A 13,854-nucleotide genomic window follows, 5' to 3' on the forward strand; every position below is an offset into this window, starting at 1 on the left:
GCACGGCCCCGGAACATGAGGCGCCGGCCGGAACGTGGTGGGCGCCGCGACGCCCCGATCGTGCGTGCTTCGAGGGAGGGCGGTCCGCCCCTTGCGGGGGCATGAGCGGACGACACGCGTGCTCCGGAGTCCGAGGGGCCGGAAACGGAAGAGCGAGGTGGGGGACCTGATCAGGGCTCGGGCGGAGGGGCCGCCGCCCCCGGTGGCGTCCACGGAAGCCGGGGCCGCGCTCGGGCGTCCCCGTCACCGAAGGTCCGGACCCGGGTGGCCCGGTCCCGATGCGGCCCTGCGCGCGGCGTCGCGACGCGTGCGGCGGACCGGACGACACCATCACCGACGGCCGCCGACGACCCTCAGGCCGGTGGGGCCGTCGGGGCCTGTCGGGGCGACGTCGCGCCGGAGCCGTCCGGCGGGCGTGGGCTCCGGGGTCGCTCCGCGTGCGGCCCGGTCGTGGGGGCCGGCGCTCGTGGTCCCTCCCCATGGAACATGAGCGCCGGCCCGGCGACCCGCAGGGACAGGCCTGGCACGGGCCGCGTACCCTCACCGGTCCCCTCCCGCCCCGGTGATGGCCACGAGTCCATCCCAGCAGTTTTCGGTGGGTGAAAGATAGGTCTGACGGGCCGCTTGTGACCATGGTCCTTGAGTGTTATGACGACAGCCCTGTTACGGGCCAAAGGCGCATCTCTCGCACCTGTCACAACCGGACCATGACATGTTCGGAGGAGAACCCCATAAAGGACGAAGGGCCGTTCCCGTTCCCTTCTCGTCCGTTCATCGCGGCGTTGTCCGCTCCTCGGGGAACGGCACCGCCACCCACCTGTGGGGATTTCCCGGTGCCCGTTCACGGAATCGTCCTCCCGCGCCGGTGAGCGGCATGGAAGGACGCGCACGGCCCCGCGCGACGGGGAACGTCGCACGGGGCCGCCGTGGTCTGTCGGCGCGGGGGGCGACCCCCGCGCGGTGCCTCACGCCAGGTGGGCCTCCAGGGTGATGGTCGTGCCGGTGAGCGCCTGGCTCACGGGGCAGTTCTCCTTGGCGTCCTCCGCGGCGCGCTGGAACTGCTCCTCGGTGAGTCCGGCCACGTGGGCGCGGACCTTGAGGTGCACGCCGGTGATGCCCTTGCCGGGCTCGAAGGTCACCGAGGCGTTGGTCTCCAGCCTCTGCGGCGGGGTGCCACCGCCGGCCAGGCCGTGGGAGAGCGCCATCGAGAAGCAGGTGGCGTGCGCGGCGCCGATCAGCTCCTCCGGGCTGGTCCGTCCCTCGGGTGATTCGGCCCGGGAGGCCCAGGTGACATCGAAGGAGCCGACCCCGGAGGAATCCAGGGACACCTGGCCGTGTCCGTCCAGGAGTGCTCCCTGCCAGTTCGCGGTCGCGCTTCGGGTCGTCGCCATGGAAAGTGCTCCTCGCTCGTGCGGGCCCATCGGTCGTCAGGAGCCATCATGCCCGGGATGGCCTCCGGTCATGGGTGGAACACGCGCGCGGGCCGCGCCCGCGTGGGCGATCATGCGGTGCCCGGGGCGGTCGGGGCGGGCCGGGTGCCGCCGGTTCGGCGGCGTGTACGTCGAGGTCACCCGTTGCCGGGGGCCGCCGGCGGCTCGCGGCCGTGCGCCCTGTGGTGAGGGTCCCGGCCGGGGGAGGACGGAGGCGCACGAGAAACGGCGTCCTCACTCCCGCCGAGAGTGAGGACGCCGTCCCGTGTTCCGCATCGGGGTCTTCCCCAACCTCGACGCGAACACATGTACGAATATAACAGATCGGGTCGCCGTTCGGTCAACCCCGCGCCTCGGTCCGACGAGGCCCCGTCGCCGTGGGCGGCGCCCCGGTGTCGCGGACCGGGCCCGGTCGCGGGCCCGACCTCCCGGGGCGGGGGTGAGGGCCGCCGTCCGGGGCGGGGTAGTACCGTCTAAGTGCCGTGTACGACCCCGAACGCGCGTCGAAGATCTCGGTCCGCGCAGGTCGGCCGGGCGGTACCGTGCGGCTACCGTGGTGGTACCGGTCCCGGTAATCGTCTGTTGTGAGGCTCTTCGATGCGTAGCTGGTTGACCTACACCGCCGCCCGCGTGGCGCTGTTCGCGGGCGCCTTCGGTGTCGTCTACCTGTTCGGCGCCAGGTCCTGGATCGCGCTGGTCCTGGCATGGATCATCAGTGGCCTGGCCTCCTACGTCCTGCTGTCCAAGTGGCGCGACCGGATGTCGACGTCGGTCGTCGAGTGGACGGACCAGCGCAAGGACAAGGCCGTGGGCGATCGTCTGGTCGGTGGTGCCGCCCGCGAGGACGAGATCCAGGACGAGCTGCTGCGCTCGCAGGAACAGGCCGCCGACTCCACGGAGTCGACCCAGGCCACCGAGGCCGACAAACCGGCCAAGTAGGTCGAGCAGCCCCAGAACGCCGACGGGGTGGCCGCCGCGGGACGCGGCCACCACCCCGAGGTCGAGGGTCCCCGTTCAGGAGATCGGGAACATCCCCAGGCGTGCGTGGTAGGCGTCCGCCAGACGTTCGGTGTCGCTGCCGACGTAGAGGCCGTCGGAGGTCGCGTGCAGCGCCTCCACCCCGTGGCCGCGCGAGCGGCCCGGGTTCCACTCCAGTGCGCGTCCGGTCGTCGGGTGCACCGCCGCGATCCCCTCGCGCGCCACCGACCCGGGCCCCGGGTTCAGGGCGCCCTGCTCGTTGTCCATCCACCTCTGGTGCCCCCCGACGTAGACCGCGTCCGAGGTGACCTCCACCGAGTACAGGGAGTCCCCGCCGGTGAGGTTGGTCCAAGTGGGCTCCGCACCGGCCTCGTCGGTGTTCTCGAAGCGCGCGGTGGACTTGCACAGACCCGGTTTGACCTGCGGGCCGCCCGCCGTCACCACCGCGAAGTAGGAGCCGTCGGGGGAGAAGTCCATCTGCCGCATGTAGGTGTGCATGCGCGAGTAGTCACAGGGCGCCTCGTAGGCCGAGGTCGACCAGGGCGTGAGGGTGCCGGACCCGGTGTCGACCATGGCGATCTGATAGCGGTCCTGGCCGTCCACCTTCGTGAAGGTCCCGTTGATCGCCAGGCGTCGCCCGTCGGGGCTGAGCGCCAGTTCCTGGACGCGCAGGCTGCCGCGCCGCTGTTCGGCGAGGGTCGGTGCGAAGCCGGCGTCGACCGCCCCCGTCCGCGCGTCGACGCGGGCCAGGCCGGTGCGCCGTTCCCCGTTGACGCCCGAGAAGTTCCCGCCCAGGTAGACGTCGGTGCCGTCGGAGGCGAGCCGGTACACGCTCCCGTTGTCCACGGTGGCGCCGAACCCGGTGACCGTGGCGCCGGTGGCGGTGTCGATCCGGGCCACGCCCCGGCTGCTCTGGCCGTTGACCCGGCGGAACTGGCCGCCGATGATCAGCGACCCGTCCGGTCCCTCGGCCAGGGAGGTGACCTCGCCGTCCACGGAGGGCGCGAAGCGGGTCAGGATCTCGCCGTCGCCGTGACGGAAGGCGAAGAGGTTGCGTCGGTCGTGAGTGCGGTTCTCGTCGGCGTCGGCGATCCGGCCGAACTCGCCGGCGACCACGACCGTGTCCCCGATCCGCAGGATGTCCTTGACGGAGCCGTCCAGCACGTGGGGCGTCCATCCCACCGGCCGTTCGCCGACCACGCCCTGGTGAGGGGCGGCGGCCGCCGGCGCGGCGGTCGCCACGGCGAGGGGGAGCATGAGCAGGGAGCCCATGGTCAGGGCGACGAATGATCGGGCCGGGTTCACGGGTCTCTCCTCGGACGCACGGAAAAAGGAATGCGGCCGGCCCATTATTGCATGGCGTTAACGCTTAATTACTGGTTGTCACGACTCGCGTTGTGGGGTGCCCTGACCGACTCCCGCGTCCCGAGACCCGCGCACCCCCCTTAGTCTGGTGCCATGACCCGCGCGAAGCTCGACAAGCAGCCCCAGGACGTCGCCGCGATGTTCGACGGCATCGCAGAGAACTACGACCTCGTCAACGACGTCATCTCGCTCGGCCAGGACCGCGTCTGGCGCCGGTCCGTGGTGGACGCGGTCGACGCCCACAGCGGTGAGCTGGTCCTGGACCTGGCCGCGGGCACCGGTACCTCCTCGGAGTCCTTCATCAAGAAGGGCGCCCGTGTCATCGCCTGCGACTTCTCGCTCGGCATGCTCAGCAAGGGCGCCGAGCGTCGCGGCGGCGCCTCGCGCGCCGGCGTCACCTTCGTGGCCGGTGACGCGCTCGCGCTGCCCTTCGCGGACGAGACCTTCGACGCGGTCACCATCTCCTTCGGGTTGCGCAACGTCGCCGACGTCGACCAGGCGCTGCGCGAGCTGCGGCGGGTGACCAAGGTCGGCGGTCGGCTGGTGATCTGCGAGTTCAGCCACATCCCGGTGGAGTTCGTCGACAAGCTCTACTCGACGTACCTGATGGCGGCCCTGCCCAGGATCGCCGGCGCCTTCTCCGGTCGCAGTGAGGCCTACGACTACCTGTCGGAGTCGATCATGGCCTGGCCCGACCAGGCGGAGTTGTCCACGTACCTCCAGGCGGCCGGGTGGTCGCGGGTGGCCTGGCGCAACCTGACGCTCGGCACGGTGGCCCTGCACCGAGGGTTCCGCGAGAAGTAAAATCCGACATAACGCCCAAATGGTTATGTTGTTCTCTTAGTTCTACAAAACTCTCGAACCCCAAGGAATCTCGCTCCTTGGGGTTCTTTGTGTTGCTCATGCGTCACTGGGGGTGCATGATCCTCATGAGCTGCAGGGTCGTCGCGGACCGGTCTTGTGCCGGCGTGTTCGACGGTTATGGGTGCTATATCCGATTTCCCGAAGAATGGACCCCGGGTGTCGCCTCTCAGGCCGTGAGGGTCTAGACTGCGGAAAAGAGGCTTGTGAAGTGCTTCACAAGCGCACGAGGCGTAGGACACAAGGCCCTATGTCTGACAAGTCGGAAGTCCCGAACCGACCCATACCACCCCCGTGAGCGGGTCGACCCCGCACTGGCCCGCCACGGTAGGACCGCGCGAGTAGTCGAGGACCCACCCGTGAGTGAGACAGCCACCTCCGCTCCCAGAGGCCGGGAGCGGATCGAGTACGACGCCGACGTCATCGTCGTCGGCGCCGGCCCGTCCGGTTCCACCACCGCCTACTACCTGGCCCAGGCGGGCCTGGACGTCCTCCTTCTGGAGAAGACCTCCTTCCCCCGCGAGAAGGTCTGTGGTGACGGACTGACCCCCAGGGCGGTGAAACAGCTCACGTCGATGGGCATCACCTTCGAGGACGAGGGCTGGATCAAGAACCACGGCCTGCGCATCGTCGGCGCGGGCGTCCGCCTCGAACTGCCCTGGCCCGACCTGGGCTCCTACCCCGGATACGGGCTCGTCCGTACCCGCTACGACTTCGACCAGATCCTGGTCGACCGGGCGGTGAGCGCCGGTGTGAAGCTCCTGGAGCGCACCAACGTCACCGGCCCCCTCATGGACGAGCGCAGCAACCGCATCGTCGGAGTGCACGCCAAGAACGCCGACCGCGAACCCGTGTCCTTCCGGGCGCCGCTGGTCGTGGCCGCCGATGGCAACTCCTCCCGGCTCTCCGTCGCCATGGGCATCCGCAAGCGCGACGACCGCCCCATGGGCGTGGCCGTGCGCACCTACTTCGAGAGCCCCCGTCACAAGGACGACTACCTGGAGTCCTGGCTGGAGCTGTGGGACCGCAGCGGCGACAAGGACGTCCTCCTGCCCGGCTACGGCTGGGTCTTCGGCGTCGGCGACGGTACGAGCAACGTCGGCCTGGGCATCCTCAACTCCACCTCCTCCTTCCAGGACGTGGACTACCGCAAGCTGCTGCGCCGCTGGACCGACTCGATGCCCGAGGAGTGGGGCTTCACCGAGGAGAACCAGAAGGGCGGCATCCGCGGCGCGGCGCTGCCGATGGGCTTCAACCGGGTCCCGCACTACTCCCGCGGTCTCATGCTGGTCGGCGACGCCGGCGGCATGGTCAACCCGTTCAACGGCGAGGGCATCGCCTACGCCATGGAGGCCGGCCAGATCGCCGCCGACGTCATCATCCAGGCGCAGGGCCGTACCACGCAGCAGACCCGCGAACGCGCCCTGTTGCGCTACCCGGAGATCCTCGCCGACACCTACGGCGGCTACTACACGCTCGGCCGCTACTTCGTGAAGGTCATCGGCCAGCCCGAGTTCATGAAGTACGCGACCAAGTACGGGCTGCGCCAGCGCACCCTCATGAAGTTCGTGCTGAAGATGCTCGCCAACCTCACCGAACCGACCAACGGCGACGCCATGGACCGGGTCATCAACGGCCTCACCAAGATGACGCCCGCGGCCTGACCCGAGGTTCCACCGGGACGCCACACAGAGCGACGCCATAAAGAGCACAGCGTTCTCGCGGCCGGGACGCCCTTTCGGGCGCTCCCGCGCAGGGTTCTCGGCCGCATCACAAAGAATTCGGGACAAGCACGTGAAAACGTTCACAAGACTGTCGGGTGTGCGACCCGGCAGGCCGTTCGGCGGAGGAGGGTGAGCCGTGGAGTTGTACACACCGATACTCGTGCTCGGCGGCATCGGCGCCGCCTTCGTGGTGGTGTCGATGGTCGCCGGAGCGATCATGGGCCCCAAGCGCTACAACCGGGCCAAGATGCAGGCCTACGAGTGCGGCATCGAACCCACCCCGCAGCCCGCGGGCGGTGGCCGCTTCACCGTCAAGTACTACATGACGGCCATGATGTTCATCATCTTCGACATCGAGATCATCTTCCTCATCCCCTGGGCGATCCACTTCGACGCCCTCGGCTGGTTCGGTCTGATCGCGATCATCCTCTTCCTGGTGAACGTCTCCATCGCCTACGCCTACGAATGGCGCCGTGGAGGCCTCGAATGGGACTAGCGCCTGTTTGTCGGACCACGGTGGTGTCCCTCCGTTCGGGCTCCGCGAGTTCCCGCTGCGCTGTTGGGCGTCCGGACACGGGCCGAAGCACAGCCGAGGCCCCGAGCGAACACACCCCAGGCCACCCGCGGCGGACCCCCGCCCCGCGGTGCGACGCGCCGGCAGCGTCGTCACACGCGCCCCACCCCCGGGCGTCACAGAGCCGGCAGCCCAGTCACGAGGAGGTCCGAAGCTGATGGGACTCGAAGAGAAACTCCCCGCAGGAGTCGCGCTCACCACGGTCGAGCAGGTCGTCGGTCTGGCCCGTAAGTCCTCGATGTGGCCCGCCACGTTCGGTCTGGCCTGCTGCGCCATCGAGATGATGTCGGTCGGCGGTCCCCACTACGACCTGGCCCGTTTCGGCATGGAGAAGTTCGGCGCCACCCCGCGTCAGGCCGACCTGATGGTCGTCGCCGGACGCGTCAGCCAGAAGATGGCGCCGGTGCTGCGACAGATCTACGACCAGATGCCCGAACCCAAGTGGGTCATCGCGATGGGCGTGTGCGCCTCCAGCGGCGGCATGTTCAACAACTACGCGATCGTCCAGGGCGTGGACCACATCGTCCCCGTCGACATCTACCTGCCGGGCTGCCCGCCCAGGCCCGAGATGTTCCTGGACGCGGTGCTCAAGCTCCACGACAAGGTGCAGAACACCAAGCTCGGCGCCCACCGGGAGCAAGAGATCACCGAGACCGAGGAGCGGATGCTCCGCCGTTCGCTGCCCCTGGTGACCAAGGACTGATCATGAGCAACGAGTACGAGCGCGAACGCGACGAGTCGGCGGAGAACCTGCCCGACCAGCGCGGACGTGAGCGGCTGGCCGCCCCGGTCAAGCGCACGGGCATGTTCGGCGCCGGCACCACCGGGGACACCTCCGGTTTCGGTGGCCTGCAGGTGAGGGGGAGCGCTCCCGCGCAGAGCCAACGCCCCTTCACCGATCCCGACGACCCGCGCACCGCCGACTTCGATCGGGTCGCCGACGACCTGGAGGCGGCGCTGAACGCCCAAGAGCGGGCGGACGACGTCGAGCGGGTCGAGGTGGCCCACGGGGAGATCACCTTCCACGTGCGCCGCGACGGCCTGCTGGAACTGGTCCGGGTCCTGCGCGACGATCCCGCCCTGCGCTACGAACTGTGCACGGGCGTGGTCGGGGTGCACTACCCCGCCCAGACCGGGCGCGAGCTGCACGCGGTCTACCACTTCAGGTCGATCACCCACAACAGCGAGATCCGCGTCGAGACCACCTGCCCCGACGCCGACCCGCACGTGCCCTCGATCGTCCAGGTCTATCCGACCAACGACTGGCACGAGCGCGAGGCCTGGGACTTCTTCGGTCTCGTCTTCGACGGGCACCCCTCGCTGACCCGTATCCAGATGCCCGACGACTGGCACGGCCACCCCCAGCGCAAGGACTACCCGCTGGGCGGCGTCCCCGTCGAGTACCGGGGCGCCACCGTGCCCCCGCCGGACGAGCGGCGGTCCTACGAATGATCCCCCGAGCGACCACCACGACCATTCGAAGGGCCATCCAGAAGGGAGGCACGGCATGACCGTCACCGAGGACTACATCGACGCCTCCGGTGGGGACTGGGACGACGTCGTCGAGAAGGCCCAGGGCAGTAGCGCCGAGCGCCTCGTCGTCAACATGGGGCCGCAGCACCCGTCCACGCACGGCGTGCTCCGGCTGATCCTCACCCTGGACGGCGAGACCTGCACCGAGGCCCGAGTCGCCATCGGTTACCTGCACACCGGTATCGAGAAGAACATGGAGTACCGGACGTGGACGCAGGGCACCACGTTCGTGACCCGCATGGACTACCTGACGCCGCTCTTCAATGAGACGGCGTACTGCCTGGCGGTCGAGAAGCTGCTGGACATCACCGACCGGGTGCCCGAGCGGGCCAGTGTCATCCGCGTCCTGCTCATGGAGCTCAACCGGATGGCCTCGCACTTCGTGGCCATGGCGACGTTCGGCATGGAGCTGGGCGCCACCACGGTCATGACCAACGGGTTCCGCGAGCGCGAGATGATCCTCGACATCTTCGAGCTCATCACGGGTCTGCGGATGAACCACGCCTACGTCCGTCCCGGCGGGGTGGCGCAGGACCTGCCGCCCGGCGCCGTCGGCAAGGTGCGCGAGCTCCTCAAGGAGATGCCGAAGCGCATCGACATCATGCGCAAGCTCCTGGACGAGAACCCCGTCTACCTGGCCCGGACCAAGGACGTCGCCTACCTCAACCTGCCCGGTTGCATGGCGCTCGGTATCACGGGGCCGCTGCTGCGCGCCTCCGGTCTGGCCTGGGACCTGCGCAAGGCCAAGCCCTACTGCGGTTACGAGAACTACGAGTTCGACGTGCCGGTCTCCGACGGCGGCGACGTGTACGCCCGCTACCGGGTGCGCATCGCCGAGATGGAGGAGAGCCTCAAGATCGTCGAGCAGTGCCTGGACAAGCTGGAGCCGGGCCCGGTGATGATCCAGGACGCCAAGATCGGCTGGCCCGCCAAGCTGGCGCTGGGTCCGGACGGCATGGGCAACTCCCCGGACCACATCGCGCACATCATGAGCGGCTCCATGGAGGCGCTCATCCACCACTTCAAGCTGGTCACCGAGGGCTTCCGGGTCCCCGCCGGCCAGGCGTACGCGGCCGTGGAGAGCGCCAAGGGCGAACTCGCCTGCCACGCCGTCAGTGACGGGGGCACCCGCCCCTACCGCGTCCACTTCCGCGACCCGTCGTTCACCCACCTCCAGGCCGTCGCCGCCATGTGCGAGGGCGGGACGGTGGCGGACGTCATCGCGGCCGTGGCCAGTATCGACCCGGTGATGGGAGGCGTGGACCGGTGAACGAACACCACGAGGACGGCACCGCCGAGACCGAAGAGAACGTCTTCACCGACGAGGTGGTGACACGACTGGCGCAGGACGCCAAGGAGGTCATCAGCCGTTACCCGAAGCCGCGCTCGGCCCTGCTGCCGCTGCTGCACCTGGTGCAGGCCGAGGAGGGACACGTCAGCAAGGCCGGTATGCAGTTCTGCGCCGACCAGCTGGACATCACCCTCGCCGAGGTCAAGGCGGTCGCCACGTTCTACACCATGTACCGCCGCCGTCCGGGCGGCGACTACCAGGTGGGCGTGTGCACCAACACCCTGTGCGCGGTGATGGGCGGCGACGAGATCTTCTCCGCCCTCAAGGAGCACCTGGACCTGGCCAACGGTGAGACCACCGAGGACGGCAAGGTCACGCTGGAGCACGTGGAGTGCAACGCGGCCTGCGACTTCGCCCCGGTGGTGATGGTCAACTGGGAGTTCTTCGACAACCAGACGCCCGCCACCGCCACGCGGATGGTCGACGACCTGCGGCTGGGCAAGGACGTGGCGCCCACCCGAGGCCCGCAGAGCCTCTGCACCTGGAAGCAGGCCTCGCGCGTGCTCGCCGGGTTCGAGGACGGGCGCGCCGGCGAGGGCGTCCAGGCGGCGGCCCCGTCGCTGGCCGGCCTCGAACTCGCGCGGCGGCGCGGGTGGCAGGCGCCCGACCCGAACAACCTCCCTACCCCGACCGACCAGGGTGAGGAGGGCGCCAAGTGACCACCCTGACCCCGATCCTGTCCCAGAACTGGGACCGCCCCGACTCCTTCACCATCGACGGGTACCGGGCCACCGGCGGCTACGACGCGCTGCGCAGGTCGCTGACCATGGACCCCGACTCCATCGTCGACCTGGTCAAGCAGTCCGGTCTGCGCGGTCGCGGCGGCGCGGGCTTCCCCACCGGGATGAAGTGGGGGTTCCTGCCCAAGGACAACCCCAACCCGCGCTACCTCGTCGTCAACGCCGACGAATCCGAGCCGGGTACCTGCAAGGACATCCCGCTCATGCTCGCCAACCCGCACGTGTTGGTGGAGGGCGTGGCGATCGCCTCCTACGCGATCAAGTCCCGGCAGGCCTTCATCTACGTGCGCGGCGAGGTCGTCCACGTCGTTCGGCGGCTCCGCCAGGCGGTCTCCGAGGCCTATGAGGCCGGGCTGCTCGGCAAGAACATCCTCGGTAGCGGCTTCGACCTCGACGTGGTCGTGCACGCCGGCGCCGGTGCCTACATCTGCGGTGAGGAGACCGCTCTCCTGGACTCCCTGGAGGGCTACCGGGGCCAGCCCCGGCTCAAGCCGCCGTTCCCGGCCGTGGCCGGGCTCTACGCCTCACCCACCGTGGTGAACAACGTCGAGTCCATCGCCAGCGTCCCCGGGATCGTCGCCAACGGCGCCGAGTGGTTCACCTCCATGGGCACCGAGAAGTCCGCCGGTTTCGGCTTCTTCTCCCTGTCCGGGCACGTCACCAACCCTGGCCAGTACGAGGCGCCGCTCGGGATCACCCTGCGCGAACTGCTCGACATGGCGGGCGGTATCCGGGCCGGGCACGAACTCAAGTTCTGGACCCCGGGCGGATCGTCCACGCCGATCTTCACCGACGAGCACCTGGACACACCGCTCGACTTCGAGTCGGTGGGCGCCGCCGGGTCCATGCTCGGTACCCGCGCCCTCCAGATCTTCGACGAGACCACCTGTGTGGTGCGGGCCGTCGGTCGCTGGATCGCCTTCTACGCCCACGAGTCCTGCGGCAAGTGCACGCCCTGCCGCGAGGGCAACTTCTGGATGGTCCAGGTCTTGGACCGGCTGGAGCGCGGCGAGGGCACCGAGGCCGACATCGACAAGCTCCTCCAGATCTGCGACAACCTGCTCGGCCGCTCCTTCTGCGCTCTGGGCGACGGTGCCACCAGCCCCGTCATGTCGTCGATCAAGTACTTCCGCCAGGAGTACATCGACCACTTCGAGAAGGGCGGCTGTCCCTTCGACCACTCCAGGTCCACCGTCTGGGCGGACCGGCCGACCACCACGGAAGAGGGAGGGAACCGGTGACCGTCACCTCCAACACCTCAGGCGGGTCCTCGCCCGCCCCGCCCCCGGAGGATCTGATCACCGTCACCATCGACGGCTTCCAGATCCAGGTGCCCAAGGGCACCCTGCTGATCCGCGCCGCCGAACTGCTCGGTATCCAGATCCCCCGGTTCTGCGACCACCCGCTGCTCGACCCGGTCGGCGCCTGTCGCCAGTGCCTGGTGGAGATCCCCGACATGGGCAACGGGCGCGGGATGCCCAAGCCGCAGGCCTCCTGCACCATCACCGTCATGGAGGGCATGGTGGTCAACACCCACCTGACCTCCGAGGTGGCGGAGAAGGCCCAGCGCGGGATCATGGAGTTCCTGCTCATCAACCACCCGCTGGACTGCCCGGTCTGCGACAAGGGCGGCGAGTGCCCCCTGCAGAACCAGGCCATGTCCACGGGGCAGGGCGAGTCGGAGTTCATCGACGTCAAGCGCACCTTCCCGAAGCCGATCGCGCTGTCCAGCCAGGTGCTGCTCGACCGCGAGCGCTGCATCCAGTGCGCCCGCTGCACCCGGTTCGCCGCGCAGATCGCCGGCGACCCGCTCATCGAACTGATGGAGCGCGGCGCGCAGGAGCAGGTCGGCATCGCCGAGGGAGAGGCGTTCGACTCCTACTTCTCCGGCAACACCGTGCAGATCTGCCCGGTGGGCGCGCTCACCGGCTCCGCGTACCGGTTCCGGTCGCGCCCCTTCGACCTGGTCTCCACCCCCAGTGTCTGCGAGCACTGCGCCGGCGGCTGCGCCCAGCGCACCGACCACCGGCGCGGCAAGGTCACCCGCCGACTGGCCGGCGACGACCCGCAGGTCAACGAGGAGTGGAACTGCGACAAGGGCCGGTGGGCGTTCACCTACGCCACCCGGTCCGACCGGCTCAGCCGCCCCCTGGTCCGTGACGAGGACTCCCGGGCCCTGGAGTTCGCCTCCTGGCCCGAGGCCATCGGCATGGCCGCCCAGGGGTTGGCCGCGGCCGCCGGCAACGTGGGCGTACTGGTCGGCGGACGCCTCACCTACGAGGACGCCTACGCCTACGCCAAGTTCGCCCGCGTGGCCCTGCACACCAACGACGTGGACGCCCGCGCCCGCGACCACTCCGTCGAGGAGGCCGCCTTCCTCGCCGCGCACGTGGCGGGCACACCGGTGGACGTGGACTTCACCGCGGTCGAGAAGGCCCCGGCGGTCCTGCTCGTCGGGTTCGACCCCGAGGACGAGTCGGCCTCCACGTTCCTGCGCCTGCGCAAGGGTATGCGCAAGCGCGGACTCAAGGTCTACTCGCTGGCCTCGCACTCCACCCTGGGGCTGACCAAGACCAAGGGCACGCTCGTACCGACCGTTCCGGGCGACGAGGGCCGTGTCCTCAACTCCCTGGACGGGGAGCACCCCGAGGTCGTCGAGGCCATCGGCCAAGAGGGCGCGGTCATCATGGTGGGGGAGCGGCTCGCCGCCGTCCCCGGTGCCCTGACCGCCGCCGTCGCCCTGGCCGAACGCACCGGTGCCCGCCTGGCGTGGGTCCCGCGTCGCGCCGGTGAGCGCGGCGCCATCGACGCCGGAGCGCTGCCGAACCTGCTGCCGGGCGGTCGTCCCGTCGCGGACGCCGCGGCCCGCGCCGAGGTCGCCCGCGCCTGGAACGTCGGCTCCCTGCCCGACGCCCCCGGCCGTGACACCGACGCGATCATCGCCGCGGCGGCGGCCGGGGAACTGGACGCCCTGGTCATCGCCGGGGTCGAGCTGGACGACCTGCCCGACCCGGAGGCGGCCCGCGCCGCCCTGGCCCGGGTGCCGTTCATCGTCAGCCTCGAACTGCGCGCCAGTGACGTCACCGACCGCGCCGACGTCGTGTTCCCGGTGGCCGCGGTCGCGGAGAAGTCCGGCACCTTCGTCAACTGGGAGGGCCGTCACCGGCCCTTCGGGGACGCGCTCAAGGTGCCCGGCGCCCTCTCCGACCTGCGTGTCTTGGCCGCGATCGCCGACGAGATGGACGTCCACCTGGGTCTGCCCGACTCCGCCGGCGCCTACTACGAGCTGGTGGAACTG

Annotated in this window: 12 protein-coding genes; 10 read left to right on the top strand and 2 right to left on the bottom strand. The window is 69.7% G+C overall.

Annotation, left to right across the window (positions count from 1 at the left end; translation table 11 throughout):
• Positions 1 to 965: 965 nt before the first annotated feature.
• Entirely contained in the window at positions 966 to 1,391 is a 426-nt protein-coding gene (locus DSY14_RS14125; RefSeq protein WP_211717001.1) for an OsmC family peroxiredoxin, read from the bottom strand.
• Between the two features lie 636 nt (positions 1,392 to 2,027).
• Between DSY14_RS14125 and DSY14_RS14130 the strand changes: the two genes are divergently transcribed.
• Positions 2,028 to 2,369 (top strand): DUF4229 domain-containing protein, encoded by a 342-nt coding sequence (locus tag DSY14_RS14130; RefSeq protein WP_211717002.1) that lies wholly within the window; start codon positions 2,028 to 2,030, stop codon positions 2,367 to 2,369.
• Between the two features lie 75 nt (positions 2,370 to 2,444).
• On the opposite strand, the gene DSY14_RS14135 is transcribed toward DSY14_RS14130, so the two are convergent.
• Entirely contained in the window at positions 2,445 to 3,713 is a 1,269-nt protein-coding gene (locus DSY14_RS14135; protein WP_211717003.1) for a delta-60 repeat domain-containing protein, read from the bottom strand.
• Between the two features lie 153 nt (positions 3,714 to 3,866).
• On the opposite strand from DSY14_RS14135, the gene DSY14_RS14140 reads away from it, so the two are divergent.
• From DSY14_RS14140 to DSY14_RS14180, 9 genes are all read left to right on the top strand, one after another.
• On the top strand, positions 3,867 to 4,577 hold the full coding sequence (locus DSY14_RS14140) for a demethylmenaquinone methyltransferase (RefSeq protein WP_211717004.1): 711 nt from the start codon (positions 3,867 to 3,869) through the stop codon (positions 4,575 to 4,577).
• A 416-nt stretch (positions 4,578 to 4,993) separates the two neighbouring features.
• Positions 4,994 to 6,298 (top strand): geranylgeranyl reductase family protein, encoded by a 1,305-nt coding sequence (locus tag DSY14_RS14145; RefSeq protein WP_211717005.1) that lies wholly within the window; start codon positions 4,994 to 4,996, stop codon positions 6,296 to 6,298.
• A 196-nt stretch (positions 6,299 to 6,494) separates the two neighbouring features.
• Positions 6,495 to 6,854, top strand: coding sequence for an NADH-quinone oxidoreductase subunit A (locus tag DSY14_RS14150; RefSeq protein WP_211717006.1), 360 nt, complete (start codon positions 6,495 to 6,497; stop codon positions 6,852 to 6,854).
• Positions 6,855 to 7,089: 235 nt separating this feature from the next.
• Positions 7,090 to 7,635 (top strand): NADH-quinone oxidoreductase subunit B family protein, encoded by a 546-nt coding sequence (locus DSY14_RS14155; RefSeq protein WP_211717007.1) that lies wholly within the window; start codon positions 7,090 to 7,092, stop codon positions 7,633 to 7,635.
• Between the two features lie 2 nt (positions 7,636 to 7,637).
• Positions 7,638 to 8,384, top strand: a complete 747-nt coding sequence (locus DSY14_RS14160) for an NADH-quinone oxidoreductase subunit C (protein ID WP_211717008.1) — start codon at positions 7,638 to 7,640, stop codon at positions 8,382 to 8,384.
• A 55-nt stretch (positions 8,385 to 8,439) separates the two neighbouring features.
• Positions 8,440 to 9,735, top strand: coding sequence for an NADH-quinone oxidoreductase subunit D (locus tag DSY14_RS14165; protein ID WP_211717009.1), 1,296 nt, complete (start codon positions 8,440 to 8,442; stop codon positions 9,733 to 9,735).
• On the top strand, positions 9,732 to 10,475 hold the full coding sequence (gene nuoE / locus DSY14_RS14170) for an NADH-quinone oxidoreductase subunit NuoE (RefSeq protein ID WP_211717010.1): 744 nt from the start codon (positions 9,732 to 9,734) through the stop codon (positions 10,473 to 10,475). The genes DSY14_RS14165 and nuoE overlap by 4 nt, the downstream gene beginning before the upstream one ends.
• The gene (nuoF, locus tag DSY14_RS14175) at positions 10,472 to 11,797 is read left to right on the top strand and encodes an NADH-quinone oxidoreductase subunit NuoF (RefSeq protein WP_211717011.1); all 1,326 of its coding nucleotides are present in this window, start codon (positions 10,472 to 10,474) and stop codon (positions 11,795 to 11,797) included. Before nuoE ends, nuoF begins: the two co-directional genes overlap by 4 nt.
• Positions 11,794 to 13,854 (top strand): NADH-quinone oxidoreductase subunit G (locus DSY14_RS14180; protein ID WP_211717012.1); only part of this gene is annotated, 2,061 nt, incomplete at its 3' end. The genes nuoF and DSY14_RS14180, both read left to right, overlap by 4 nt.

Origin of the sequence: Nocardiopsis sp. MG754419 (assembly GCF_018207095.1) — a bacterium.
Taxonomy (GTDB): domain Bacteria; phylum Actinomycetota; class Actinomycetes; order Streptosporangiales; family Streptosporangiaceae; genus Nocardiopsis.